Origin of the sequence: Auritidibacter ignavus (assembly GCF_003703835.1) — a bacterium.
GTDB classification, from domain to species: Bacteria; Actinomycetota; Actinomycetes; order Actinomycetales; family Micrococcaceae; genus Auritidibacter; species Auritidibacter ignavus.
Window position 1 is genome coordinate 1 of the sequence record NZ_RDQR01000005.1, and the last position, 26,159, is coordinate 26,159.

20 protein-coding genes are annotated in these 26,159 nt (G+C 58.0%); 15 read left to right on the top strand and 5 right to left on the bottom strand.

All coding sequences use genetic code 11. The features are described 5' to 3' along the window. The first annotated feature begins 245 nt into the window (after window positions 1-245). The 3 genes from DYI20_RS03955 to DYI20_RS03965 all read left to right on the top strand — a co-directional run bounded on the left by DYI20_RS03955 (window position 246) and on the right by DYI20_RS03965 (window position 3,236). Window positions 246-770, top strand: coding sequence for a hypothetical protein (locus DYI20_RS03955; RefSeq protein ID WP_110097974.1), 525 nt, complete (start codon window positions 246-248; stop codon window positions 768-770). Continuing rightward, the gene (locus DYI20_RS03960; RefSeq protein WP_110097975.1) at window positions 763-1,281 is read left to right on the top strand and encodes an HIT family protein; all 519 of its coding nucleotides are present in this window, start codon (window positions 763-765) and stop codon (window positions 1,279-1,281) included. The genes DYI20_RS03955 and DYI20_RS03960 overlap by 8 nt, the downstream gene beginning before the upstream one ends. Window positions 1,282-1,454: 173 nt before the next feature. Continuing rightward, window positions 1,455-3,236 (top strand): HNH endonuclease signature motif containing protein, encoded by a 1,782-nt coding sequence (locus DYI20_RS03965; protein ID WP_122548897.1) that lies wholly within the window; start codon window positions 1,455-1,457, stop codon window positions 3,234-3,236. Window positions 3,237-3,245: 9 nt separating this feature from the next. Here the strand turns inward: DYI20_RS03965 and DYI20_RS03970 are convergent, their stop codons facing one another. Next, a complete protein-coding gene (locus DYI20_RS03970; RefSeq protein ID WP_110100666.1) occupies window positions 3,246-4,298 on the bottom strand; it encodes a polyprenyl synthetase family protein in 1,053 nt (350 codons plus the stop codon). A 190-nt stretch (window positions 4,299-4,488) separates the two neighbouring features. On the opposite strand from DYI20_RS03970, the gene DYI20_RS03975 reads away from it, so the two are divergent. Further along, window positions 4,489-5,892 carry an isochorismate synthase gene (locus DYI20_RS03975; protein WP_122548898.1) on the top strand — a complete coding sequence of 468 codons (1,404 nt, stop codon included), beginning with the start codon at window positions 4,489-4,491 and terminating at the stop codon, window positions 5,890-5,892. Here the strand turns inward: DYI20_RS03975 and menD are convergent. Both menD and DYI20_RS03985 read right to left on the bottom strand, forming a co-directional pair. Next, window positions 5,879-7,645, bottom strand: coding sequence for a 2-succinyl-5-enolpyruvyl-6-hydroxy-3-cyclohexene-1-carboxylic-acid synthase (gene menD, locus DYI20_RS03980; protein ID WP_122548899.1), 1,767 nt, complete (start codon window positions 7,643-7,645; stop codon window positions 5,879-5,881). The two genes, DYI20_RS03975 and menD, sit on opposite strands and share 14 nt — an antisense overlap. Before the next feature lie 10 nt (window positions 7,646-7,655). Beyond that, window positions 7,656-8,771 carry an o-succinylbenzoate synthase gene (locus DYI20_RS03985; RefSeq protein WP_122548900.1) on the bottom strand — a complete coding sequence of 372 codons (1,116 nt, stop codon included), beginning with the start codon at window positions 8,769-8,771 and terminating at the stop codon, window positions 7,656-7,658. A gap of 52 nt (window positions 8,772-8,823) precedes the next feature. On the opposite strand from DYI20_RS03985, the gene DYI20_RS03990 reads away from it, so the two are divergent. The 4 genes from DYI20_RS03990 to DYI20_RS04005 all read left to right on the top strand — a co-directional run bounded on the left by DYI20_RS03990 (window position 8,824) and on the right by DYI20_RS04005 (window position 14,931). Next, window positions 8,824-9,996, top strand: coding sequence for a phosphatase PAP2 family protein (locus DYI20_RS03990; protein WP_122548901.1), 1,173 nt, complete (start codon window positions 8,824-8,826; stop codon window positions 9,994-9,996). 41 nt (window positions 9,997-10,037) lie between these two features. Beyond that, entirely contained in the window at window positions 10,038-11,561 is a 1,524-nt protein-coding gene (locus DYI20_RS03995) for an NCS2 family permease (protein WP_122548902.1), read from the top strand. A 40-nt stretch (window positions 11,562-11,601) separates the two neighbouring features. Beyond that, the gene (locus DYI20_RS04000) at window positions 11,602-13,803 is read left to right on the top strand and encodes a S9 family peptidase (protein ID WP_122548903.1); all 2,202 of its coding nucleotides are present in this window, start codon (window positions 11,602-11,604) and stop codon (window positions 13,801-13,803) included. Between the two features lie 168 nt (window positions 13,804-13,971). Next, window positions 13,972-14,931 carry a diaminopimelate dehydrogenase gene (locus tag DYI20_RS04005; protein ID WP_122548904.1) on the top strand — a complete coding sequence of 320 codons (960 nt, stop codon included), beginning with the start codon at window positions 13,972-13,974 and terminating at the stop codon, window positions 14,929-14,931. 288 nt (window positions 14,932-15,219) lie between these two features. On the opposite strand, the gene DYI20_RS04010 is transcribed toward DYI20_RS04005, so the two are convergent. Beyond that, a complete protein-coding gene (locus DYI20_RS04010; RefSeq protein WP_122548905.1) occupies window positions 15,220-16,149 on the bottom strand; it encodes a LysR family transcriptional regulator in 930 nt (309 codons plus the stop codon). A 201-nt stretch (window positions 16,150-16,350) separates the two neighbouring features. On the opposite strand from DYI20_RS04010, the gene DYI20_RS04015 reads away from it, so the two are divergent. The 5 genes from DYI20_RS04015 (at window position 16,351) to DYI20_RS04035 (ending at window position 23,042) form a co-directional block, all read left to right on the top strand. After that, window positions 16,351-17,247, top strand: coding sequence for an HpcH/HpaI aldolase/citrate lyase family protein (locus DYI20_RS04015; RefSeq protein ID WP_110123307.1), 897 nt, complete (start codon window positions 16,351-16,353; stop codon window positions 17,245-17,247). Between the two features lie 29 nt (window positions 17,248-17,276). Further along, window positions 17,277-18,656: a 2-hydroxycarboxylate transporter family protein gene (locus DYI20_RS04020; RefSeq protein ID WP_110123306.1), complete on the top strand. Its 1,380-nt coding sequence runs from the start codon at window positions 17,277-17,279 to the stop codon at window positions 18,654-18,656. Window positions 18,657-18,710: 54 nt separating this feature from the next. Next, on the top strand, window positions 18,711-19,415 hold the full coding sequence (locus DYI20_RS12880) for an alpha/beta fold hydrolase (protein ID WP_425320825.1): 705 nt from the start codon (window positions 18,711-18,713) through the stop codon (window positions 19,413-19,415). Between the two features lie 109 nt (window positions 19,416-19,524). Then, the gene (locus DYI20_RS04030; protein WP_110123304.1) at window positions 19,525-20,703 is read left to right on the top strand and encodes a CaiB/BaiF CoA transferase family protein; all 1,179 of its coding nucleotides are present in this window, start codon (window positions 19,525-19,527) and stop codon (window positions 20,701-20,703) included. 980 nt (window positions 20,704-21,683) lie between these two features. Beyond that, the gene (locus tag DYI20_RS04035) at window positions 21,684-23,042 is read left to right on the top strand and encodes an MFS transporter (protein WP_122548906.1); all 1,359 of its coding nucleotides are present in this window, start codon (window positions 21,684-21,686) and stop codon (window positions 23,040-23,042) included. Here DYI20_RS04035 and DYI20_RS04040 read toward each other — a convergent pair. Continuing rightward, the gene (locus DYI20_RS04040) at window positions 23,039-23,740 is read right to left on the bottom strand and encodes a tyrosine-protein phosphatase (protein WP_122548907.1); all 702 of its coding nucleotides are present in this window, start codon (window positions 23,738-23,740) and stop codon (window positions 23,039-23,041) included. The genes DYI20_RS04035 and DYI20_RS04040 overlap by 4 nt on opposite strands. Before the next feature lie 99 nt (window positions 23,741-23,839). Between DYI20_RS04040 and DYI20_RS04045 the strand changes: the two genes are divergently transcribed. Together DYI20_RS04045 and DYI20_RS04050 are read left to right on the top strand one after the other, a co-directional pair. Continuing rightward, window positions 23,840-24,847 carry a 1,4-dihydroxy-2-naphthoyl-CoA synthase gene (locus tag DYI20_RS04045; RefSeq protein ID WP_122548908.1) on the top strand — a complete coding sequence of 336 codons (1,008 nt, stop codon included), beginning with the start codon at window positions 23,840-23,842 and terminating at the stop codon, window positions 24,845-24,847. A gap of 29 nt (window positions 24,848-24,876) precedes the next feature. After that, window positions 24,877-26,097, top strand: coding sequence for an AMP-binding protein (locus DYI20_RS04050; RefSeq protein WP_243857481.1), 1,221 nt, complete (start codon window positions 24,877-24,879; stop codon window positions 26,095-26,097). The last annotated feature ends 62 nt before the right edge of the window (window positions 26,098-26,159 follow it).

A 26,159-nucleotide genomic window follows, 5' to 3' on the forward strand; every position in this document is an offset into this window, starting at 1 on the left:
CCAGTGGAAGCACAAAACTGATCTAAAATCGCTGACTTCTCCGCCTTGGACCCCGTGCGATAATCCCTACGTAATTGCTTGGTGACTTCAATCCGAGCACTCATCGAGACAATGTCCTTATCCATGCGTTCACACTATGGCTTCGCGCTCACGATACGTGAGGCACGACCTGAGCTACGCGCTCAATATCAATAAGGTACGTCGGGGCCCTTACACACATGACGCAGATGATTAGACTAATGGGCATGGCCGATGAATCTTCCACGAGCACCGGGGTCTTCACCGAGCTTTACCAACAGCTACCCCACAATCTGTTAGGGCGAGCCTGGTCGCCTGCCGACGGGATGCCGTTGCAGACACTGGCCGAACGGCTGGCTGCTGGACCGATCTCCGCCGAACTGCGCGACGCACATGAGCCGGTTCTCAGCGTCAACGACCTACCGATTTCTCTCGTTGAGTTCTATCTGTGTTTAGGGTCCTGTCCGGAGCTACTGGAAACGACCCATTTCTTTTTCGACCCGGATGAGTTTTTCATCGTCGATGACCACCTGGTATTTCTCGAAGATGAGGAAGAATCTGCAGCCTGGGGGATCCCCGTCGATCAGTTACCACTGCCCGACCCGTTGCTCTGGCGACGTACCGTCGGTGCAGACACACCAGATGGTGAAGGTGACTGGCTCTGTGAAGATGGCACGATCTCAGAAGTCGTTACTGACGTCATCACCTGGGCCCTGAGTGATCCCGACGAAGATGCCGAGGACCATGCCTGATTTCCACGATGTTCCCCTCACCTCCCATGCCCCAGAGGGTTACGTCTGCCCGTTTTGCGGTTTGGTCTCCGGAGACGTGGCTGATCCCAATAACCGGTGTGAAGCCTCCGATGTCGTCTATCAAGACGATGATCTGATCGTCTTTGTTGCCGTTGACGGTTTCGGCCCACATAAAGGACACGTCATGATTTCCCCGGCCGAACATTACGAATCACTGTATGTCCTCCCGGACCGGGTGCTGACCCGCATTGCCCTGATGGCCCGTGAGGTCGCCCTGGCGATGAAGCGTGCTTGGAATCCGGAGGGCATCTCCACGCGACAGCATAATGAGCCGGCCGGCAACCAACATGTCTGGCACTACCACCTCCACATTTTCCCGCGCTACTCCGACGACAGCCTGTATCGTCAGCTCCGTCAGCCGGTCGAAGTAGCTGACCGCCAGCGCATCGCCGAGGGCCTACGCCCGCATCTCAATGCCTCGGCCACCCGGTTGAACCTGGCCTGCTCCTGACTCGTGCTCCCTGGCGTCACCGGCTGACAGCCACCTGTGGACAGCGGTGTCCTTATCCACAGTTGCTCCTGAGCGAGTCCTCCCGATGCCGGAGACGGTTCTAGTCTGGGTGCAACAAACGGGTCACGCCTCGCACGTTGACCAGATCCTCGACCACGACCAGGCGGTGTGTCATGGCAAAAACGCAGAATTTCCAGGCTAACCAAAGCCAGGGGCCAGATTGGAAAAGTTGGTTTGTCGACACCGAGGGGGCCCCGAGTGTCAGTCTGGGCGAGTTACTAACCACCATCGAGCACCTCGTCTTGCTGGCCTCAGAACAAGCGAAAAACCCCAGCGTCTCGGCACAACTGGCGCACTTCGGAACGGAACCGGCCACAGATTGGAACACCCTGTGGGCGAGCGCGGAACGGGTAGCCGATGATCCGGTGCAGTCACGAGTTATCACCCCACCGAAAGATCTGGACAATGCGTTGCCAGAGATGCACCATCGGCTGGAGAAGATCTCGTATCTTTGCGACGCCATCAAGACCGGACTCACGCAGGTGACCCAGCACGCTTTAGAAACCAGTGTCGATCGCCAGAGACTACTTGGCATACCAGAACAGCAGACAGGGATAACTCAGGTCCGACGGTATCTCAGCCAAACACTCGGTGTTGCCGGAACCGAGGCCTCAAAACGTTCTCGGCGAGCGGATCTGCTCGAACCGAGCCCGGCCCGATTAGGACGACCCCCTTCTGCTCCTGTCCTTCCGCTCTTGGCGCGATCTTTTCACGCCGGTCGGGTACCCACAGCCAACGTTGATCGGCTGGTGCGGCTGATTTACGACGTGCGGACATACGGCCAGCAGACAGCCACTGATCCGGAACTGGTACACCGGGTGATCGAGGCGGTCGAACCAGAACTGGTGGAATCCGCACAAACCGTGAACCCCGCCGTCTTCGCTAAGATGTGCCGGCGATGGTTGCACACCATAGCATCCACGATCGATCAGGACGGGCCAGAACCTGCCGAAGTGCTATCTCCCCGGACGGAACAACGCCTTTGGGTTACCAAACGATCCGACCGTGGCGTTGATTTTGGTGGCACCGTTTTCGGGCTGGGCGCCGAACTGTTGCTGACACTAGACGCTGCAGCTAATCAATTCGCTCACGCTACCGGGGGCGGTATTCAGCAACGCCTGGAATTCCCCGAACAACCAGATTCCATTCCCCACCCCATCCGCACCGCATTGCGCGTTGCGTTCCCAACTTTGGATCCAAACACGGTTATGGTCGATGACCGCCACGGCAACACCCTGACTGCGCATCACCATACGTGGTTCGATACACGCAAACGCACCCGACGGACCTTGGATGTGGTGGTAGCAGCACTCTTGGCAGCTGTCGGGCTCAACGCCGAAACCAACGGCCTCCCCCGCCACCGGGGTAGCTCAACCAGAATTTTGACCCTGATGGATTACCAGTCGCTACTGGCCACCTACCGCAACCATCACAACGCACCACACAGGGTGCCTACTGTCATGGCGGAACAACGCGTAAGCCAGGGCCAGTTCCTGGGGCCACTATCTGCAGCGGAACTGCGGATCGCCAGTTGTGAGGCAGAACTCATTCCCGTGGTGTTCGGTGGTCGTTCGGAGGTTTTAGATATCGGGCGGGCTCGGCGTCAGTTTTCGCTCAAGCAGTATCAGGCCGTGGTTGCTCGAGATCGAGGGTGTACCGTTCCGGGGTGCACGATCCCGGCCCTATGGTGCCAAATCCATCATTGTCAGCCGTGGAGTCACGGGGGTTCAACCGCGGTGGATAATGCCATTCTGGTCTGCGCAGCCCACCACGCCGATCTCCATCACGGCACGTGGCGATTCGTCGCGCTCGATCACCACGGCGCGTGGTTTATTCCAGCCCCGTGGGTAAATCCGGACTCCACCCCGCAGCGAAATCGCTATTGGAAACACTAGCCTTCTAGGCTAGTTTTGGCGCTCCACGACGTAGTGGGCAAAAGCAATCAGGGCTTGTTTAATCGGAGAGTCGTCGAGGTTTTCGATAGATTCCAAAGCCTTACGCTCCCAGACCCGGGTCAGTTCCCACGCCCGCTCAAGCACCGGGTGCGTGGCGATGGCTTCCAAGGCCTGGTTAACCTGTTCTTGGGTGTCCAGCGGACCATCAATCAAAGCCACAGCTTGCTGTGCCGACTGATCACCCTCCGCAGCTACCTGACGCAGCAGCAGGGTCGGCAAAGTCGGGACGCGTTCTTTCAGATCAGTGCCGGGGACCTTTCCTGATTTCTCACCTGGAGAGACCAGATCAATAATGTCATCGGCCAGCTGGAATGCCATGCCAACGTTATGACCGTAGTTGCGCATCATGGCCACGACCTCGGACGAGCACCCGCCGAGCAACGCGCCAATGTGCGCGGTGGTAGCAATCAGAGAAGCGGTCTTACCATCAATCACCGCCAGGTAATGATCCAACCGATCTTGGTCTGCGCGCGGTCCGACAGTCTCCCACATCTGGCCCATGACCAAACTTTCAAAGGTTTGGGCATGGACCCGGATCACTTCCGCGCTCATCTGCGACATTCGCATCGACGCGCGGGCAAAGATCAGGTCACCGGCCAAAATGGCCAAAGAGTTATTCCACTGCTTATGTGCTGCCGGCACCCCACGACGCATATCGGCTTCATCCATCACATCATCGTGATAAAGCGTCGCTAAATGGGTCAGTTCCAACGCCACCGCGGCACTTCGAATGTTCTCTGACGGGGCATGAACTTGACCGTTGGCAACTCCGGGATCGGCCAACATGCTGGCCAGCACCGCCAGCAGGGGACGTAACCGTTTTCCGCCCGCATCGAGCAGGTGTCGGGTGGTTGCTTCAGCGAGCTCATCTGCATTGCGCAACGCCTCAGCAAGTTCCTCTTCAATGGCGCTGAGAGACTCGACGAGCACCGCCACCAGGTCAGGGTAGTCGTCTAGTACCGAGAAGCCTGCCGGTAATGAAGCAATGGATGGTTCGGTCACTCGTTCAACCCTATCCCATGCGTTGAGATTGTTGGCACTTGGTCAGTCCACATGTCGCGAACGGTTCTGTCTGGAGTATACTCCGGACATCCTCGGACCCGATGTGACGAACACCTCCGGGGATGGTCGATCACCGTCCAGACCGTGAGCTGATTACCGGTGCATAGAATCCGGTATCTTGAAAGATGCCATGCTTTATACTCTGTCTGTTGCGATCGACCCCGCCGAGTTTTCCTCTGATCTGTCTGCCTTATTAGCCACGGATGTTTCGGCCGCTTGGGTGCGTGAGGGCTACGGCACCGTCGGGTGGGGCATCACCGCCCAGCACCACACCAATGATGCGCAACGGTTTCAGAGTTTAGCGTCGTGGTGGTCTCAGCAAGCACACACCCCGGCACCTGGTACCCACTACCCAGTCCCCCGTACCCCGGGCTTATCATTGGGGATGATCCCCCCGCGGGCGATGATTTCTGCCACCTTCGATGCCCGCTCGGCCACCGACACCGTTGCACTCGTTCCAGAAGTCCTGTTGATTCATACGCCTGGAATAAGCACACTGGTGTGGCAACTTGATGACTCAGATTCACGTCTGAATCAAGGCTCACAATTCAGCCTATCGATAGAGCAACTCCGTGCCCGGTGGCGTGAGCTACAGGGCGCAGCCCACCTGCCGATACAGACGCCCGAGGGCTGGTCGGCAACCCGTGACGCCGAGACCGTCTCGGCGTCACGTATCAGCCGCGGAACGTTCCGGACCGCTGTGGGCCGGGCCCTGGACCACCTTGAGACCACGAACCTGGACAAGGTGGTATTAAGTCGGGACCTGGTGGTGGTCTCGCGGTCTGAGGGCTTCCGCCTACCCACGACTGCCTCCGCACTGGCTCAAAATTATCCGCAAGCGTGGACCTATCTGATCGATGGGCTGGTAGGCGCTACCCCCGAATTACTGGTGGGCCGGACCCATGGACGGATGACCGCACGGGTCCTGGCTGGAACGCTGTCCCGACAACAGGTCGAGTCCCTGGCTCAGACGTCAGCCGAACCGGTCGATGTGAGCCGGGAGCTTTTGGAGGATCGTAAACAGCGATTTGAGCACCAGGCTGCTGTGGAGTCCCTGTTAGGTCGGCTCCGCCCACTGGCTGAGACAGTGCAGGCCGATACCACGCCCTACATTCTCGAGTTACCCAATGTATGGCATCTGGCCACTGATATCAGCGCGACGATGACGGAAAACACCTCGGTACTGGACCTGGTCGAGATCTTTCATCCCACCGCGGCTGTCAATGGTGTGCCGACCGCTGAGGCCCGCGACGTCATCCACGATCTGGAATACCGTGCTCACGGTCTCGATCGCGGGCGCTATGCCGGGCCGGTGGGCTGGTGTGATGCCACCGGAGACGGTGAGTTCGGTATTGCACTTCGTGGCGGGGTGCAAGAAACCGCCCAAACCATGCGACTCTTTGCCGGTGGCGGGATTGTGCCTGGATCCGTTCCCGATCAGGAATTAGAGGAGACGACCGCAAAGCTAGAACCTATGTTGCAGGCTCTGGGTGTCAAGCTTCGAGACAGCACATCGAGACCTACACAAAACTAGCCCGTACCGCTTCCTGGACTGCCTTCCGGGTGCTGGGACGTAGCTCGCGATCGGAACGGACCTCGATCACGCGACGTCCCGTGGTGGGTTCTGCCAGCAACGACATCAGCTGAAACTCGTTGTTGATCAGCTGGTAGTCGATGTCAAAGGCTTGAGATAGCGCGGAAATGTCGGTGCGGTGCGGCGTCCCAAAGAAACGTTCGACAACCGGGGACATCCCGGGATACTGGGCCACCTGGCCGTGTTCCAGACCGGCGAAGATGGCCCCACCGGTGTCGTTGATGACGACGATGTCCAGATCCGGCTCGGTTTCTAACGACCCGAGAGCCAGGGAGTCATAGAGGAAAGTCAAGTCTCCGCACAACACCACCGTGCGAAGATCGGTGGCCAAAGCAATTCCTGAGGCCACCGAAAGAGTCCCGTCGATTCCGGCCAGCCCCCGATTGGCGTAAATGGTGGAGTGCGGGGTGAACGGCGGTCGCCAGGCGATGTCGATATCGCGGATCACCGAGGAGGACCCGATCACAAGGTTTCCGCGAGCGGTGGCGGCCACGACTTGGGCTGCCCGCATGGCGGTCAGTGCGGACCATTCGCGGTGCCGGTCCTCGGCAACCTGTTCCAACGCTGATTCAATTCGAGCTTGGGCGTGGTTGGAAGCCGCTTGCCAGGCGGCCAACCATCCGGGTGCTCCTTGGCCGGCGAAGCGTGCCAGCTGGGGGAGCTCTTTAATCATGGTTTCCCGCCGGCGGGAGCGGTGGAACCATCCGACCGGGCGGGGCAAATACATGGCAGCTTTCACATCGGGCCGTTTCAACAGCGCGGCAATTTGTCGCGACAGGGTGGGGCGTCCGAAAATGACGGCGTGAGAAATATGTTCAGCCAGCGGGTGAGCGTCCTGACCGGCGCTGGTGCCCAGCAGGAGCGGGTAGCCGGCGACCGCATTACGTCCGTAGCGGGCATTTGAGCTGGGCTCGGCGAACAGCGGCAGTCCGAGTGCGTGAGCAAATTCGGCGGCAACGGGGCCGGCTGTATGCCCGGCGATGACCACACTGTGGTGTTCGGGTAGCTCGGAAACATCCAGCGTATGTTGCCGTATCAGAGCCCGACCGGGGTCGTGGTCTCTGGGATCCCATTGTTCGTCGGCAATCCGGTGAACCAGTGGCAGTGGTCCGGTCGCGAAATCGGTCGGGGCAAGGCTATCCGGGCTCGGGACCAGCGGCTCACGGAACCTGAGGTTTAGATGGACCGGTCCGGCCGGTTCCGAGGCGGTCCCGGTACTCAGGGATACCATGGCCTTCACGGTGGCTCGCAGGCTGGCGGGATCGTAGTCTTCGGAGTCGATCGTCACGCTCGCGCGGGCATGGACACCGAAAATATTGCGCTGATCGGTGGTCTGGTTTGCCCCGGTTCCCTGCAGTTCGGCGGGACGATCTGCAGTCAGAGCAATAAGTGCCACGTCGGCGTGGGCGGCTTCCATCACCGCCGGCATCAGGTTGCCAACCGCCGTCCCAGAGGTGGTCAGGACCGCTGCCGGGGCACCAGAACCAAGGCTGAGCCCCAAGGCAGTATGAGCTGCTGCCCGTTCATCAACGCGAACGTAGAGCTTGAACCCTTCCAGATGGGAGGCCTCGGCCAAGGCATAAACCATTGGGGCCGAACGAGAGCCGGGCCCGATCACGACGTGACGAACACCCGCCTGTTGCAAAGTACCAACAATGGTGCGCGCGGTCAGCATGGAGTCCATGCTCACCATGGTAGACCGATCAACCTGCCAGCACGGAATAGGCCTCCTCCAAGCGCTGGTGCCATACCTGTTGGCGGTCTTCTGGGAGACGAAAGCGAGCCAGCTTGTCTGGGTCAGGCTCAGGCACCTCGGAATGAGACGCCGGAACGGTAAGCTCTCCGTGCTCGGGGATGAGCCGAGGCGAACAGACGTCCTCGGAGAACAACGCCACCGTCCCCAGACCGCATGCATAGTGCAGTTCGGGCAACGCCCCGGCCAGGGCCAGCCCAGCGCTCATTCCCACGGAGGTATCCAGTGCCGAGGAGACCACGGCCTGCAGACCGGTGGCCTCGACGACCGCCAGCGCGCGACGAATCCCGCCCAGTGGCTGGACTTTGACCACCGCGATGTCGGCAGCTTCGGTGGCAACGACGGCGAAGGGATCTTCGGCTTTGCGGATCGACTCATCGGCGGCCAGGGGTAGGTCGATACCATTTCGAGCCAGCCGGGAACGTAATTCTGCCATGGCGGTCAGACCGGGCACCGGCTGTTCGGCATATTCCAGCCCGGCCTCTTGCAGCACGCCCAATAGGTGGACCGCCTCGTCGACGGTCAGCGCCTGGTTCGCATCAACCTTGATCTGTGCTTCGGGCAACAACTCCCGGACCCGCATCACCCGCTCGTAGTCGGCCTGCACACCGTGTATGTGTCGATCGAGCTGGGCCGGATCGGCCGGGAGTTTTTCGGCGATCTTAATCTTCACCGCCGAAAGGCTCGATAGATCACCGTCGGTCGTGAAACCACGCAACACAGTCTCAACCTGCTCGGCGGCAATAGCTGGCACGGTGGCATTGACCAACACCGTGCTACGCCGCGGCGTGGGAAAACCCAGCCAGCCAGCTTCCAGAGTGGCCGACAGCCAGCGCGAGGATTCCACAGGCCCGTATTCGGCGAAGGGTGAAAATTCTGCCCACCCTCGTGGCCCTTTGATCAGCATCGCTTCCCGCACCGTCAGCCCGCGGAAACGGGTCCGCATCGGAAGCCAAACCGCCACTGCCACACGGTGCAGTTCCTCCCGCGAAACCAGCCCCACCGGTGAGATCAAATCGGGTAACCGGTCATCGCTCCAAGGTGTGTGATCACCGACAGTCTTCATCCTCTCCAGTGTAATTGCGTCAATTCCCAGATAGGTACGGGATAATGGCGCTGTGAACTTTCGGCATCGATCATCCCAGCACGACCCGGAACAGGGCCCCGAATCTGAACCGATCTCCGCCGAAAAACAGGTGCCCTTTGATCCGAAGAAAACATATAACCAATACGGGGAAACCGACATTTTTCAGGTGGATGAGCTACATCCGAACGCCGCCTCCTCCCCTGCCTCACCAGACAGGCTATCCGAGCCCGGCCTCGTCTCCCATGTCTCGGATGAATCGGCTGGCTCACGCCGACGCGAACGCCACCCTCAACACCAGCCGGGGCACGCTCCGATGGCCATCCAGCCGGCCTCCCGTCTGGGACTCTGGGCCCTTTGGGCGCTGGTGATGGCACTGGCGCTGTGGGGCATCTATACCTTCTTCGTGACCTCACATACCGGCCAAATCATCGAACAGGCCGCCATTAACTCGGCCACGCAAAACCTGCAGTCCTTGCACAGCTACTCCCAGATGGTGCTGAGCGAGTTGCCCACCGTGGTCGCAGTCTTGGCGGTGCTGACGTTTGTGGTGATCACCTTATTCCGCCGGCGCTGGCTGGCGTCACTGATCGCGGTAGTGGTATTTGCCGGGGCCAACATCAGCACACAAGTGCTCAAGAATGTCGTGCTGACCCGTCCCGATCTCGCCAATGGCGTGCCCTACTACACCGGCAATTCCATGCCCTCGGGACACACCACCTTCGCTGCCGCTGCGGTGATTGCGATCTTTTTGGTGGTGGCACCACGCTGGCGGTCACTGGTGGCGTTCTTAGGCGCGGTTTTTGTCTCGGCGGTGGGAGTAGCCACCTTCCTCGAGGCCTGGCACCGTCCCGCCGATATGGTCGCGGCCTTGCTGGTCTCGGGCATTTGGGGGCTGATCGGCGGAGCGATCATTTTCCGTGTCGAACCGCAGTGGAATGCTTTCTCAGCTCGGGGCCGCCCCCGCGATCTGGGGTGGAACGCTTTGCTGTGGACTCTGGGGATCATGGTGCTCCTGGGAGCCGCGGCCACCGTGGCGATTGCCACCGGACTGAATATGGTCCCCGAACAGTTCAACCCCGAGTCCTTGGCCAGCATGTGGTACCTGGCTTATGGCGCACTGTTTATTGCCGGGTCCGGCTTTGTGATCTACGGAGTGCTCTCCACGTTCTTCCGCGCTGAGACCGGCCAGCGCGGAAGTCGATAAAGAATTTTCTGCTGAAGGCTGAGCGCTATAACATAATCGGCATGGCCAACAACAGCTCTGAACACGGCTCTGCCAAGATCGATTCCGACCATCTCGTGACCGTCAATTCGGTCGCCGATGCCCGTCCTCGCAACGCTCTCGATCGCTACTTCAAAATCACCGAACGTGGTTCCACGCTCGGACGCGAAGTTCGAGGCGGGATCGCCACCTTTTTGGCGATGAGCTACATTGTGGTGCTCAATCCCTTGGTACTCTCCGGGGAAGATGCCGCCGGGGAGGTGCTTGGCATTCCTCGCGTTGCTGCCGTGACTTCCCTGTTGGCCGGGCTGAGCACCATCCTGATGGGCTTGTGGGCCAAACACCCCTTCGCGCTGGCGGCGGGACTGGGAATCAACGCATTTATCGCCATTACCGTGGCGACCACCCCGGAGCTGACCTGGCCCCAGGCCATGGGCCTCATTGTGGTCGCGGGCCTGGTGATGATCATCCTGGTTGCTACCGGTTTCCGTGAAGCGGTCTTCCGTGCAATTCCGGACTCTTTGAAAACCGCCATCGTGGTCGGAATCGGCCTGTTCATTTCCCTGATCGGGCTCGTCAACGCCGGTTTCGTGCGCCGTCTACCCGATGAGGCCGGTACGACCGTGCCGGTTGGTCTCGGAACCGGCGGAGAACTCGAGGGCTGGCCGGTGCTGGTCTTCGTGATTGGACTGGTCATCACCGCGCTACTGGTCATTCGCAAGGTCCCCGGAGCGATCTTGATCGGCATTGTCGCCGGAACGGTGCTGGCCAATATTTTCGAAGCCATCTTCCAGATCGGCCCCGCCGTGGATGATGATGGTAACGTCAACCCGGTCGGTTGGTCGCTGGTGGCCCCCTCAGTACCGGAATGGACCGCACCGGATCTGAGCCTGCTAGGCAAGATCTCCTTCGGTGCCTTTACCGCCGATTCCGTGGGCGCGGTGATGGCTACCTTGCTGGTCTTCGCGATCCTCCTGTCGGTGTTCTTCGATGCCATGGGCACCTCCACCGGTCTGGCCCGGGAGGCTGGCAACGTGGACGCCCAGGGCAATATTCCGCATCTGAACCGGGTACTGATGGCCGATGCCATTGCGGTCACCGCCGGTGGTGCTGGCTCCGGTTCCTCCAACCAGATCTTCGTCGAATCGGGCACCGGCATCGGTGAAGGGGCCCGCACCGGTTTCGCGTCAGTGGTTACCGGCTTGCTGTTCATCCTGGCGATGTTCCTCTCCCCACTGATCTACCTGGTGCCCTTCGAAGCCGTCGCCCCCGCCTTGGTGGTGGTCGGTTTCATGATGGTCACCCAGGTCACCAATATTGATTTCTCCGACTGGGGTGCTGCTATCCCGGCCTTCTTGACGTTCATCCTGATGCCCTTCACCTACTCGATCGCCAACGGCATCGGGGCCGGTATGATTGCCTACGCGGTCATCCGCACCGGTCAAGGACGCATCAAAGAAGTCCACCCGCTGATGTGGGTGGTTGCGGTGGCTTTCGTACTCTTCTTCGGTATGGGCGTCTTCCGCGGATTATTAGGGCTGAACTAGCCCACCAGACTCGGTCCATTCGGTTGCGTAGCATGGGGCTATGAGCTTTAATCCACCCCTCGCAGCCAAACGTCCCCACACGGTCACTCACCACGGCCGGACCCTCACGGACCACTACGAGTGGTTACGTGATGCCGATAATCCCGAGGTGTTGCAGCATTTGCGGGAGGAGAACTCCTACACCGAACAGCTCACTGCCGATCAACAACCGTTGCGGGAGCAGATTTTCGCCGAGATCAAATCCCACACCATCGAAACAGATCTTTCGGTGCCAATACGCCGGGATGACTGGTGGTATTTTGTCCGCACGCGCGAAGGTAGTCAGTACCCCATTCACTGCCGGGTAGCAGCCGAGAACACCGGTGATCTGGTAGCCGATTGGACCCCGCCGGTGGTGGAACGTGACCAGCCCCTGTCCGGTGAACAGGTAATTCTTGACGCCAATGAAGCCGCCGAGGGCCATCCGTTCTTTTCGCTGGGTGGGATGAGCGTCTCCCCCGACGGCAACACGCTGGCCTATCTGGTCGACACCACCGGCAATGAGCTCTACCGGTTGCTGGTCCGTGATCTAACCACCGGTGAGGACCACCAGGAGGATCTCACCGGTGTCTTCGCCGGCCTGAGCTTCGACCGCACCGGCCAGCAGGTCTTCTACTGTTTGCCCGATGATTCCTGGCGCCCCAACCGGGTCATGGTCCACCGGCTGGGCGCCTCGAGCAGTGCGGACCAGCTGATCTATCAGGAACCCGACCAGATGTACTGGACCGGGTTCAGCCTCTCAGCCGACCGCACCGAGCTGATCATCTCCTCTGGGACCTCAGAGATCTCCGAGACCCGAGTGCTTGCACTGTCGGAGACCGACCCGAGTATTCCCGCCCCGCAGCTGGCCGTCAGTCGCCAGCTGAACAGTTTGCACACGCTCACCCCAGTCGTCATCGACGATCAGCGCTTCTACCTCATTGTTCATGACCGGAACCCACTGGATGGCACACCGCTTCCGAACAACACGGTCTCGATGGTGGCCGCGCAGACCGTCACCGAACCCGAGACCTGGCGAACCGTGATGCCGCACTCGACCGCGACCAAGATTGATGAGGTCGACGTCAACCGCACTCACGCGATCGTCTCCGCCCGGGTGGAGACCACCCCGCGCACCATGGTGATCCCGCTGGACGGGTTAGGCACCGAGAACCAACAGCCGGCCGTGGAACCACAGTTTCCCGAAGAGCTTTTTAGCTGTGAGCTGGTCTCGGCTCCCTACCAATCACCGCTGATCCGGCTGAGCTACAGTTCCTGGGTCACCCCGGTTCACGTCCTGGACTATGACCCGACCACCCGCGAGTTGTCAGTGCGACGCCGCCAAGAGGTCCCCGACTACGACCCGAGCGCCTATCTGGTGGAACGCTGGTGGGCGCCCACGTCCCGCCCCGAAGAGTCCGTGGCCATTCCACTTTCGATCATCCGTCACCGTGATGTGGCCTGGGATGGTAGCAATCCCGCTCTGCTGTATGGTTACGGCTCCTACGAGATCTCCATGGATCCATTCTTTGCCCCGTCCCGACTGTCGTTGCTGGACCGTGGCGTGGTCTTCGTGGTCATCCACGTCCGTGGCGGCGGGGAACTGGGACGTCCCTGGTACGAGCACGGCAAGAAGCTACATAAGAAAAATAGTTTCACCGATTTCGTCGATGCCACCCGATTTGTCGCCTCCTCCGGGTGGGTCGACCCCGACCGGATTGTAGCCATGGGTGGCTCAGCCGGTGGACTGCTGATGGGTGCGGTTGCCAATCTCGCTCCCGAGCTCTACCGGGCCATCTTGGCCGATGTGCCCTTCGTGGACGTGCTCACCTCGATGCTGGACCCAGATTTGCCGTTGACCACCTTGGAATGGGATGAGTGGGGTAATCCCCTGCAGGATCCCGAGGCTTATGACTATATGGCCTCTTATACGCCCTATACCAATGTTCGGCCCGTGGACTATCCGGCCATCGCTGCGGTGACCTCACTGCACGATACCCGGGTGCTGTATGTGGAACCGGCCAAGTGGGTCCAGCAACTGCGACAAACCGTCACCAGCCGCCACGACGCCCCTGTGGAGGCCGGCGGATCGCCGGTGTTACTCAAGATTGAAATGGATGGCGGACACGGCGGAGCCTCCGGACGCTATCGCATGTGGGAAGACCAGGCCTGGGAGTACGCGTTTCTGCTCACCGCCTTGAACGCCACCGAACGGCGGAGGTAAGAAAAATCCCCAGGCACGCACCATCAGCACTTCTACAGCAAAGACACAGTATCCACTCCTATTAGACACGGGCAATTGCTGTTAGGCTTGGGGTGTATCCTAGCCGGCCCGGCATCAGCAGGGTGTCAGGCCAGAGAACCGTGAAGAGCACCAGATCAAGGAGTACTCATGACCATCACCGCTGCCATTGTTGGATACGGCAACCTGGGCCGTTCCGCTGAAAAACTCATCAAGGCCACCGAGGACTTCGAGCTCTTCGGCATCTTCTCTCGTCGGGACAATCTTGACACACAGACTCCTGTCTACCCCGTCGCCGATGCCGCCCAGTATGCCGACCAGGTTGATGTGCTCCTGCTCTGCCTGGGATCAGCCACCGATATCCCGGAACAAGCTACTGGATTCGCCGAGCACTTCACCACCGTGGACACCTACGACAACCACTCGAAGGTCCCCGAGCACTATCAGAAGATGAACGCAGCCGCTGAAAGCTCCGGCCACCTGTCGATCATCTCCACTGGGTGGGACCCGGGCCTCTTCTCGATGAACCGCGTGCTCGGCCAGGCACTATTCCCTCAGCCGGTGCAGAATACGTTCTGGGGTAAGGGACTGTCACAGGGTCATTCTGATGCGGTGCGCCGGGTGGAAGGGGTCAAGCGCGGGGTGCAATACACCGTGCCCCGCGAAGATGCCATCGCCGAGGCTCGCGCCGGTGAAGGCGAGGACATTGTCTCCACCGAGGCTCACGCTCGGGTGTGCTACATCGTCGCCGATGAGACCGATCACGACCGGATTCGCGAAGAGATTGTGAACATGCCGGCTTACTTCGCCCCATACCAGACCACCGTGAACTTCATCTCTGAGGAAGAATTCGAACGTGACCACCTCGGCATGCCACACGGCGGTCATGTGATCACCACCGGCGATCTGGGCGGTTCCCAGCAAAGCGTGGAGTTCACCCTCGAGCTCGAGTCCAACCCAGATTTCACTGCCGCCGCCATGGTGGCCTTCGCTCGTGCCGCAGCACGGCTGGCCGAAGCCGGTGAAACTGGCGCACGTTCGGTGCTGGAGATTCCCCTGTACCTGCTGTCTACCCAGGACCACGACACGTTGCTGGCCCGCGAGGTCTAAACGCTCGCCTCAGGTAGTAGCCACCATGTGACCAACGGGCGTAGCATCGGTCCCTGCTCCACCGACGGGACGGGTGTTACGTCCGCATCACAATGGCATCACTGCGATCGCAATGCACTCAAGCGACATGAAATACACATTGGCGAGCGCCAAACCTCCAGGCAAACTTACTATATATTGAATATATGCATGAAATGAAAGAGAACCGCAGGCTAATGATATAGGCTATGACGAATTGAATATTAACCTAACCACTAGGGCGTCAACGCCAGCGCCTCTGCCCCTCGGTTAGGCGTTAGGGAAACCTTTATTTTCCCTTCGCGACAGCGCTATCCTCAGAAAGGCGGTGGCCGCCGGGCTGAGCTTTGCATTTCGGTATATCCATTCAATTTCCAACCCGATCGGGACATCGAGAGTTCGAGTTACCAGGCCAGAAGCTTCAGCAAGCCCTCTCCACGAAGCGCCTACAGTTGCCAGGCCTGCGCCAGCGCGCACCAGCGGTATCAGAGCCTCACGTTGTTCGATCTGCACTACAGCTTGAATACGATCACCCTCAGTGATTAGCAAGTCCGCGACTCGACGCATACCGGTTCCCCTTTGGCCAACGATCAAACGTGAACCAGCCAACTCATCAATTGTGATTGGAACAATTGATCCATCTTCATTCTGGCGCGCGGGCGGTAGTTCTTTCTGAGACCGCGCCAATATGATGAAAGGATCGCGACGAGCTCTACAGCTACGCAGACTAGTGGGCAGTGAAACGGGCGAGTGATGCGCGTATATCCCAATCTCCGCACGACCAAAACGAACTGAATCAAACATCTGATCCACAGTCGAGGCGGCATCAACATTTACTTGCATACCAGGGTAGTCGCGAAGGAAATCTGCCACGACATCCGCTAATGGATCAATTGACTGTGAAGGCGTGCTAGCCACAACCAACCTACCCTGCTCGAGCCGCTCAGCAGATTCTGCGTGTGCACGCGCAAGCTCTACGCCACGTACCACATCGCGCGCGTGGTCCAGGAAGACTTCGCCCGTGGCCGTTAACACCATATGTCCGGACGCTCGGTGAAACAGCGTCACACCAAGATCCCGTTCAAGGGCGCGTATCGCTTGAGACACAGAGGGTTGCGAAATATAAAGAGCCTCGGCGGCGCGACTAACACCACGATTATCAACAACGGCGAGAAAATATTGCAACTGCCTGAAATCCATCACTCCACCTCACCCATAAGTACATCCTATAGGGTCGTATAACACTTATTCTTGGACTTGTCGCTTTTAACGTGGTGTGATGGCGTTCATACTCAGTCGGTGGCCACAACCGACATACGGGCTAACCCCCAAGGAAGAACCAGGCTCAAGTGTTCGGAGAGAATCCTCAACTATCGTCCCAACCCACGGGGGTATTGAAACATGTCAGATAGTGGTACAAGCAGTATCCTCTGTCCACTTTTCGTTCCCGGTGATAAACCAGAACGATTTCAAAAAGCCATGACGTCCGGTGCCGACAGCGTTATTTTCGACTTAGAGGACTCTATTGCGAGAGCCAAGAAAGAGACCGCCCGGAATAACGTCAAAATTTACCTCAGCGGGTCATCTAATAACATCGATATTAAGACCGGGGTGAGAATAAACGGAATCAAGAGTTCCCACATTGTAGACGACCTGCGTTCCTTGACTTCAGTCATTCACCGCATCGACTATCTTGTGCTCCCGATGGTCGAAAGCGTCAACGACATCGACTATGCGATAGCACGCCTAACTAGAGAGAACGCTAACCCATCAATCCCTAAGATTCCTGTACTCGCACTCCTCGAAACAACACAGGGGATTCTTAATGCTCATCAGATTGCAACCCATAAGAATGTGGAGCGGCTCGGGTTAGGCGTAGCTGACCTCTCAGCAGAGGTTGGTCTATCTGAAGAAGAAGCACCCACACTTTTCGACGCTTTACGAATCAAGCTTGTGATGGCGTCTCTTGCTACGGGGATTACGCCACCCTTAGACGGGCCTCCATTGCAGATTGGGGACCCAGATAGAGCCCTAGCCTCTACACAACATGCAAAATCATGCGGAATGTTCGGGCGAATATGTATACATCCGAGTCAGGTAGCTCCCGTCAAGGCAGTATTTACACCTTCCCTCAACGAAATCCGTAGAGCACGCAAAATATGGACGGCGTTTTCCAGGGCGGAGATGAGGGGATTTGCAGCAATAAAACTAAGTGACGGAACATTCGTTGACTATCCCGTAGCAACTCGCGCAAAGAAAGTACTTCAACTCGCCAATACATTCCTTTCACACGAATAACACCATCAAGAAAAAGACTGGATGATATAATGAGTGATAAATCAACTCAATCACGGCAACGTAACACGCCTCGATTCGATATACCAGAATCAGGCGACTTATATGACGCAACCAATAAATTTAGTTTGATCGGTGGCATACACTGGTCGTACTTCATAGTTGTATTAGCTATTGTTTTTGTGGCCGGGTGGGCCGGTATCTACCCGGACAACATGATTGGTGGCTTTGTTGGCGCCATTGCGCTGGGAGCTCTTCTTACGTGGGTTGGTAGTGCCATTCCATATTTCCGCGACTACGGTGGCCCGGTTTTACTCTGTTTATTAGTACCGATTCTAGCCTTTGAGGCTGGGTTAATCCCAGAGACGGTCGGAACTGCAATTGAGAACTGGACTTCAGGGTACGAGTTTATTGATTTTTACATTGCTGCGCTGATCGCTGGCAGCATTTTGGGCATGCCCCGAAGAATGCTTATTTCCGTTGGAATTCGTTATGGCATACCACTTGTCGGCACCGTTCTACTTGTGTTCGCTGTGATAGGAACAATTGGCGCCGCTTTAGGTTTCGGTTTCACCAGTGCTATCTTTCTGGTCGCTGCACCGGTGGTTGGTGGCGGGGTAGGCGCTGGTGCTATACCCATGTCAGAGATGTACGCAGAGAATCTTGGTGGTTCCTCCGACGACTATCTTTCGCTACTAATCCCCGCCGTACTTCTAGCAAATATTGTAGCGATCGTGCTTGCCGGAGTTCTTAACGGGATCAACCAGCGCGGGGAGCCGTTCAAAGGGTTCAATGGCAATGGTAATCTCCTTAAAGCGAGGAACTCGTCTGAGAACCTCACCATCCCGAAGAGGCCATTGCGAGACCATTTCAATGCATTAGCAGTGGGCGTATTGTTGTCCGGCGCGCTTTTTATCGCCGGTAGCCTGATGAATGCTGTGGTACCTCCGATTCACGGTTATGCTTGGACCATTCTATTCGCAGCCTTTATAAAGATCTTTGGACTACTTCCAAAGAATTACGAAGCGGCTGCCTCCTCGTGGTTTGGATTTGTCGCAGGGGCATGGACGCCAGCACTACTCGTCGGTGTGAGCTTTGCATACATCGACGTGAGCTCCATGCTAGAAATTCTAACCAACCCTCTGTACCTATTTCTGGTGGTACTGACGCCTATTATCTCCGCCGTTATCGCCGGTCTCCTAGGTCTTCTCGTTCGTTTCTATGCTATGGAGTCGGTTGTATGTATTGGGCTTGGTATGACCGATTCTGGTGGCACGGGCGACGTAGCCGTTGTAACTGCCGCGAAGAGGCTTCAGCTTATGCCATTCATGCAGATTTCGAGTCGCCTTGGGGGAGCGTTTGTGTTGGTAGTTGTGTCAATTCTTCTGGGCCCGCTCGGCTTGACAATCTAGGGTAAAGGAGGACTCTCAATGGCATATGCCCAAACAAACGGATCTTCAGAGGGCATGAATTTTTGTTTCCTGCATGGGATAGGTGGTACCCCGCAACACTTTGACCCACTTGTGTCGGAGCTATTGACCCAATTGGATCGAGACACCCGACTTAAATTGCCAACGAAGGTCCCCGTCAGCGAGCTAAAACACTGGAATTCACTAACGCATGGCAGAGAGGATGTAGGGCTACTCGCAGCCGTCGAGTACATTGCTCGTCAAGTCGACTCATGTGACGTGCTCGTCGGCCATAGCACCGGTGGCGTAGTGGCTCTCCAATCAGTAGCTTGGGGTATGGTAGCGCCCAGACTTGTAGTGATTATTGATTCCAACGCCCCCGTTGGTAGTTCGAGCCTGAAAGCGCGCGAGAGAAAAGCCAATCTAGCAAGTCAACCTGATTGGCGACAGGCGATGCGGGCGTCTCTAGCTCGAGATTGGGACGGCCCAGCCGAGTGGAAAGACCGTATTTTTAACGATCTTGACCGCACCCCCGACTTACCAATGAGATACATATGGAATTCCGTTCTCAACTGCGATTCGGTAGCACTGTGGAAGTCACTCAATGTAAGGGGACTCTATATTCGTAGTACGCGTTCATTGACTGCCTCAGAGCTGGCAGAAGTGAATGACCTTGTGTCTCACGTAGAAATTCGCGGAGGACATTGGCCCCATGTATCAAAGCCCGCTACTGTAGCCACCGCTATACGTCTATGGCTCTGAATTTTGGTTCAGATTAGCTTACCAAGGTTCTAGTTCTTCAAATTGTGACAATACAAGGGAATATTATACAGCCCCTTTTATCCGTCACCTCGTTTTGAAAGGTGTAAGTATGTTACTCGACGGTGTCCGCGTACTGGACTTGTCACGGCTGGTAGCGGGAAATCAGTTGACTTCTCTCCTTGCCGATTTCGGCGCCGACGTAATAAAAATCGAGCGTTTAGGAATTGGCGATACGCTCCGAAATTGGAGAGTCCGTGGTGTGGAAACCCATTGGAAGGCGTATTCACGGAACAAGCGAAGTGTTGAGCTTGATCTTAGACACCCAGATCACAAGGAAATACTTCTGCGACTAGTTGAGCGTTGCGACGTCGTGGTCGACAGTTTCAAACCTGGAGACATGGAGCGTTTCGGCTTATCTGACAATGCACTACTCACACGCAATCCAAAGGCAATAATCGTTCACATTTCGGGGTGGGGAAGTACGGGTTCGCGTTCTAACATGCCCGGCTTCGGTACTCTAGTTGAAGCTGCCAGCGGATTAGCATCCAGGACTGGAGAAGCAGACGGGCCGCCCCAGCTTCCTCCAGGTTCGTTTGCTGACATGATCTCGGGAACGTATGGCGCATTCGCTGTTACAGCCTGTTTAGCGCGACGGTTTTCAAGTGAAGGTTTCTGTGGTGAGATCATTGACCTTTCCCTGTTCGAGCCTATGTTCGCCATCATGGGCCCGCAAGCGGCTGACTTTGAACTAACAGGCGAAGCACCTAAGCGTATCGGTAGCCGGATTACTTCCGCGGCACCTCGTAACGTGTATAAGTGTGCGGACGGTCTATGGATCGCCTTATCCGGGTCGACCCAGGCCATGAGCGAGAGAATTTTTACTGCCATAGGTCGCCCCGAGCTTATCGAGGACCCCCGTTTTTCGAGCAACAACCAACGCTTGAAACATGTGCAAGAACTCGATGAAATTTTAGGATCCTATTTCCTCGAAAACCCCAGAGAAGTGGTGCTGTCTAAATTGCAGGCCTTGCAGGTTACCGCCGGAGCGGTCACAACTATTGCGGATCTAATTGGCTCAGATTTTTTTGAATCGCGGCAAATCCTTTGTAGGGACTCGGGCGATGAAACGGGTACCCTTATCCATGATGTTATTCCCCGTTTGAGGAACAACCCAGGACGGATACGGTCTGTAGCACCCAGCCTAGGTGAACACACCAGAGAAATATTGGCTGAAGTATGTTTCGACCAAGAAGTTGAACGTATTCTATCACATATCGACCAAGAGTGAGGCTAGCGTTACCAGAATGATAGACCACTACTACCCTGAAAGGGGAGTAATTAGTTCAGCTAGCAAATCCTCGATTCCCCGTTATTGAATACGTGGTTCCCCTAGTCTTATGGGTGAGCCCCTAAGGTACGCATTATCAGTTCAGAGATGCGGTCCACAAGGTATAGATGGATACACATTGACTGTGTTTCTTGATGGTCGTTCATTTATAACAACGCCTAGTCGGCAGAAGTGCCACCCAACGTGGAAGGGGACTAGTAGAAGAAGCCACTCTGAATCATTTCCACGGCTGCAGATGAATTGAAGGACAAGCGGACTAATTCAGATTTATTCGACCCACTCGGATTCATCGCAGATGGAGTAATTCTTTACATACCCCGCCTCAATTCTCAAAAATATCGTATCATTTTACCGTATTTTGAGATACATGTATAGACTTTTCAGGACGATAGACGCTCCTACACAGAGTAACTTGCAAGCGCTCAATATTCCATTATAGTACGTCACCAACACATATTAACTCGCAAATTCGTTATTGTTTTACGCGCCGATCATAAGAAAGTATTCAAGGCCCATTAATTGGGAGGGTTAGTTAAATACACTCAAGCCTATCCAATAAAGTTCAATATCCCTGAATATTGTGACTCTAAAGACGTCGAACGTCGAGACAAAAGCGGTTAACGATCCTAAAGTGTCTGATGCAAGCAGAGATAGTCAGGAATGGTAGGTAATTGGTCTCCCCTGTCGCTAGAAGGCCATAACATTCCGAACAAATCGATACTGTCTACCCAGGACCACGACACGTTGCTGGCCCGCGAGGTCTAAACGCTCGCCTCAGGTAGTAGCCACCGTGTGACCAACGGGCGTAGCATCGGTCCCTGCTCCACCGACGGGACGGGTGTTACGTCCGCAGTCGTCAGCTGACGACTCATTCAGGGCCTGGGCATGCAATCGGCGACGCACTGTCCTAGCATCATGGCATGGCTCACTCATCATCACACACTCTCACCGGTAGCGATGTCGTCCAGAATCTGCCCTGGAAATGGAACGTTCAGGGACGAATCTTCCTGATCGGCGGTCTGGGATTCATGTTTGACGCCTGGGACGTCTCACTCAACGGTGTGTTAATCCCGCTGCTCTCCGAGGAATGGAATCTCGAGCCAGGTCAAGCTGCCTGGATCGGCGCCGCTAACCTGTTGGGCATGGCCGTCGGTGCCTTTGTCTGGTCCACCATCGCTGACCGCATTGGGCGCAAAGCCGCCTTTACCGCCACCATTGCAACTTTCGCACTGTTCACCATTGCCGGAGTGTTTGCTACCGATGTCGTCACCTTCGCGATTCTGCGATTCATTGCCGGGTTCGGGCTCGGGGGCGCGATTCCGGTCGACTACGCCCTGGTCGGAGAATTCACGCCACGTCGACAACGTGGCCGAGTACTGGCAGCCATGGACGCGTGGTGGCCGATCGGTGCCGCGCTGGCTGGGTTCGTCTCCGCCTGGCTCGTGGGGATTTTTGCTGACTGGCGACCGACCATGCTGGTCATGGTACTGCCAGCCATACTGCTGATCTTCGTGCGGCTCTGGGTCCCGGAATCACCGATGTATCTGATTCGCACTAACCAACACGACAAGGCTCGCCACGTCATTGACCGGCTGGTCGAGGCCACCGGGGCCGAACCGAAACCCTATCAGCTGGAAACCATGACGGATGTTCCCACGATGTCCTCGGGGGCGATTTTCGACCAGCTACGTCGTGTTTGGGCGTACTCGTGGAAAATCACTCTGTCGGTCTGGTTGCTGTTCTTGACCATCATGTTCGTCTACTACGTTTCCTTGCAGTGGTTGCCGACCTTCCTCATCGAGGCCGGGTACGTCGAGTCCCAGGCCTTTATCACCACCGGTGGTATGGCCGCCTCCGGTCTGGTGGGCGCACTGATTGCCACTTACTTGATCGAAAGAACCGGTCGTCGACCGCTGCTGGCCATCTCGGCGATCATCGGCTCGCTACTCTTGGTGCTACTGGCGATGGTCTTGGACGTCCCCTCCGCGGTACTACCGGTGATCTTGACCTACGGAATGGTCATTCAGGTCGCGATCCCAGTCATGTATGCCTATGCCTCTGAGATCTACCCCACCGAGCTACGGGCCTCTGGTTTCGGTTGGGCTTCAACCATCTCCCGTATTTCCGCCGGTGTTGGACCGCTCATCTTTATCACCGCGCTGGTCCCGGTCCTGGGTCTGCCGGGAAGCTTCCTGGTGGGAGCCGGCACCGTGGTGGTGGCCGTGATCGTCATGTTCGTCCTGGCACCGGAAACCACCGGACGCAAGCTGGAGAACTAGGTGCGGTCCTGCTCGGCGAGGTCCAAGAACTCCGCAACCCGGCGCGGTGTCCATTGTCGCACAAACTTTTCCAGAGCCCTGGCACGAAAAGCTAGGTCGCGCTCAAACTCCTCGCCGGTGAGCCCACGCTCGACCGGATGCGGAACCGCCGAGTGCAAGTGGTGGTCGTTGATGCCACGTAAGGCGGCCTCGTGCACGGCGAGAAGCTCGTGCAGGGTCGTACCACCGCCGGGAACGCGGCCGGATTGCAGGGCGAGGGTAACCACCAACCCGGTCCGGTCGCGACCTGCCGAGCAGTGCACCACCACCGATTCCCCACGCTCCAGCGGAGCCAGCACCGCCTCCACCGCGGTGGCGACCATATCCGGGAAGGTCTCGATGATGTCCTGGTAGCTACTCGGGTCCCGCGGGTAGGGGTCATACCGGGCCCAAAACTCCTCGCGCTGCAGCTCGTGGACAGGCGTGTTGACCCGAGTGAGCGCTGCGGGACGCTGCCCAGCTACCGGATCGGTGGACCGTCTGCGCATCTCGGGAGTATTACGCAGATCAACCACCGTCCCCACGCCGGCATCGACCATCTGGTCCCAGCCACGAGAAGTCAGCGCTTCAGCCCGTCCCATCCGGAAGAACCCTGGACGAATCTGCCAGGCATTGACCGCTCCATCCCAATCCAGTCGTTGCAACGAGTGTGTAGTCATGATGTGCTCTCTGTTGAGGTCTCGACACCGTGAGGTAGTTACTGGCTGTTGCTGTGCTCACCAGTCTAACCAGCGACCATCATGACTAGACTGGGTTCCATGACCGAGACTTCGCCCACGCACTCTGCACAGCCTTACCCTGCCCGGCCCCAACCGGCCGATACCTCCGTTCCTGAGAAGGTCTCAGATATTTTCGACCCGAGCCAGTGGCGGGTGGTGCCAGGATGTGATTTCACCGACCTGACCTACCACCGCCAGGTGCTCCGCGATGACAACGGGGACTGGGTGGGCGATCTGCCGACCGTGCGCATCGCCTTCAACCGTCCCGAGGTACGCAATGCTTTCCGTCCCGGCACCGTCGACGAGCTCTACCGGGCCCTGGACCACGCCCGGATGTCCTCAGACGTGGGGTGCATCCTGCTGACCGGTAACGGCCCCTCGCCCAAGGATGGTGGCCACAGTTTCTGTTCCGGTGGCGACCAGCGGATCCGTGGCCGGGATGGCTACCACTATGCCTGCGGGGATACCGCTGAAACGATCGACCCCGCCCGTGCCGGGCGCCTGCACATCCTGGAAGTCCAACGCCTGATCCGCACCACCCCCAAACCGGTCATCGCCCTGGTCAATGGCTGGGCAGCCGGTGGTGGCCATTCATTGCACGTTGTCGCTGATCTGACATTGGCCTCGGCCGAGCACGGAAAGTTCAAGCAGACCGATGCGACCGTGGGCTCTTTTGACGCCGGCTACGGCTCAGCCCTGCTCGCCCGGATGGTGGGCCAGAAGAAGGCCCGAGAAATTTTCTTTACCGCGCGTGAGTATTCTGCCCAAGATATGGTTGACGCCGGTGCGGTCAATGAAGCGGTCCCGCACGAGAAACTCGAAGACGTGGCACTCCAGTATGCCGCCGATATCAATGCCCAGTCCCCACAAGCCATTCGCATGCTGAAATTCGCCTTCAACCTGGCCGACGATGGAATGGCGGGCCAGCAGGTCTTCGCCGGCGAGGCAACCCGCCTAGCCTATATGACCGATGAAGCCGTCGAAGGCAAGAACGCCTTTCTGCAAAAGCGGGACCCGGACTGGTCGGCGTTCCCTCGCTATTTCTAATCCCGTCCGCGCGATAGGGTCGTCACGGCATGGACTTACCAACACCGCACCAGCTCGACCAGATGCTCGTTGCGCTGCAACGCGCGATGGACCACACCGGTGATCCGGTGGAGTTCACCGGCTCCGGCGAGGTGATCTTCCGCCCCGAGGCCAGAGACCCCGCTCGGGGCGGGGGCCCCGACATCGCCGCGGTGGTTCGCACCTCCGGGTCCACCGGCAGGCCCAAACAAACCCTGTTGTCTACCTCCGCGTTGCAGGCCTCGGCAACCGCCACCGCGGAAGCGCTGGCCGGTCAGGGACGCTGGCTGCTGGCGGTCGGGGCCCAGTTCGTGGCTGGTCTCGCGGTGCTGTCTCGATCGATCATGGCCGGAACCACGCCACTGGTGCTGCCCTCCGGATCTTTTACGGCCGAAAAGTTCGTTGCTACCACCGCAGGCCTCAACGGGCGCACCCCGGTGGACCAACCCCGGTACGTCTCGCTGGTCCCCACGCAACTGACCCGGCTTCTGGAGGCCGGGGAGGCGATCCCCGAGGTGATCGATGGCCTGCGGTCCTACAGCGCCGTGTTGGTCGGTGGCGCCCGCGCGCCGCAGGCCAGCGTCGAGGCAGCCCGCCAGCACGGCATCAAGCTGATGCTAACCTATGGTTCCTCGGAAACGTGTGGTGGGTGCGTCTACAACGGTCGGCCGCTACCGGGCGTGGACCTGGGGCTGGCCCGGCACACCATCGCCGGCGGGGCCGCGGTGGACCGGGTCACCCTCACCGGCGCCATGGTCGCTACCGGCTACCTGGACCAGCCCAAGCTCACCGCCGAGCACTTTCGGACCGGCCCGGATGGCACCCGCACCTACCTCACCGATGACTACGGGGAAATCCTCACCGCCTCAACCTCTCACACTCCGCAACTGCGTGTGCTGGGACGGGTGGATGATGTGCTGATCTCGGGAGCGGTCAAGGTCTCCGCCGCCGAAATCCAGCGGGTGCTGGAGTCACATCCGACAATTCGCGAGGCTTTTGTGACCGGGGTGGCCGATGACCACTGGGGACAACGTATTGTCGCCGGTATCGTGCCGGCTGAGGATGCGGCCATCGAGTCGGAGAACCAACGAGACACAGCCCTTCGTCGTTGGGTACGTGCGCAGCTAGGTGAGGCGGCCGCGCCCAAGTCCTTCACAGTTCTGGATCGGATCCCCTTGCTCGCCAACGGCAAGCCCGACCGGCGTTATCTTCAACAGTTGCTCTCCGAGTGAGTACTACAGTGAAGGGGTGCCATCATCGGCACCGGAAGGCACTCCATCCCGTGATGCCTCGA

Excerpts from the sequence above, each read along its gene's own strand:
- DYI20_RS03955 (WP_110097974.1), top strand. The coding sequence starts at position 246 with ATGGCCGATGAATCTTCCACGAGCACCGGGGTCTTCACCGAGCTTTAC.
- DYI20_RS03960 (WP_110097975.1), top strand. The coding sequence starts at position 763 with ATGCCTGATTTCCACGATGTTCCCCTCACCTCCCATGCCCCAGAGGGT.
- DYI20_RS03965 (WP_122548897.1), top strand. The coding sequence starts at position 1,455 with ATGGCAAAAACGCAGAATTTCCAGGCTAACCAAAGCCAGGGGCCAGAT.
- DYI20_RS03975 (WP_122548898.1), top strand. The coding sequence starts at position 4,489 with ATGCTTTATACTCTGTCTGTTGCGATCGACCCCGCCGAGTTTTCCTCT.
- menD (WP_122548899.1), bottom strand. The coding sequence starts at position 7,645 with ATGGTGAGCATGGACTCCATGCTGACCGCGCGCACCATTGTTGGTACT.
- DYI20_RS03985 (WP_122548900.1), bottom strand. The coding sequence starts at position 8,771 with ATGAAGACTGTCGGTGATCACACACCTTGGAGCGATGACCGGTTACCC.
- DYI20_RS03995 (WP_122548902.1), top strand. The coding sequence starts at position 10,038 with ATGGCCAACAACAGCTCTGAACACGGCTCTGCCAAGATCGATTCCGAC.
- DYI20_RS04000 (WP_122548903.1), top strand. The coding sequence starts at position 11,602 with ATGAGCTTTAATCCACCCCTCGCAGCCAAACGTCCCCACACGGTCACT.
- DYI20_RS04005 (WP_122548904.1), top strand. The coding sequence starts at position 13,972 with ATGACCATCACCGCTGCCATTGTTGGATACGGCAACCTGGGCCGTTCC.
- DYI20_RS04010 (WP_122548905.1), bottom strand. The coding sequence starts at position 16,149 with ATGGATTTCAGGCAGTTGCAATATTTTCTCGCCGTTGTTGATAATCGT.
- DYI20_RS04015 (WP_110123307.1), top strand. The coding sequence starts at position 16,351 with ATGTCAGATAGTGGTACAAGCAGTATCCTCTGTCCACTTTTCGTTCCC.
- DYI20_RS04020 (WP_110123306.1), top strand. The coding sequence starts at position 17,277 with ATGAGTGATAAATCAACTCAATCACGGCAACGTAACACGCCTCGATTC.
- DYI20_RS12880 (WP_425320825.1), top strand. The coding sequence starts at position 18,711 with ATGAATTTTTGTTTCCTGCATGGGATAGGTGGTACCCCGCAACACTTT.
- DYI20_RS04030 (WP_110123304.1), top strand. The coding sequence starts at position 19,525 with ATGTTACTCGACGGTGTCCGCGTACTGGACTTGTCACGGCTGGTAGCG.
- DYI20_RS04035 (WP_122548906.1), top strand. The coding sequence starts at position 21,684 with ATGGCTCACTCATCATCACACACTCTCACCGGTAGCGATGTCGTCCAG.
- DYI20_RS04040 (WP_122548907.1), bottom strand. The coding sequence starts at position 23,740 with ATGACTACACACTCGTTGCAACGACTGGATTGGGATGGAGCGGTCAAT.
- DYI20_RS04045 (WP_122548908.1), top strand. The coding sequence starts at position 23,840 with ATGACCGAGACTTCGCCCACGCACTCTGCACAGCCTTACCCTGCCCGG.
- DYI20_RS04050 (WP_243857481.1), top strand. The coding sequence starts at position 24,877 with ATGGACTTACCAACACCGCACCAGCTCGACCAGATGCTCGTTGCGCTG.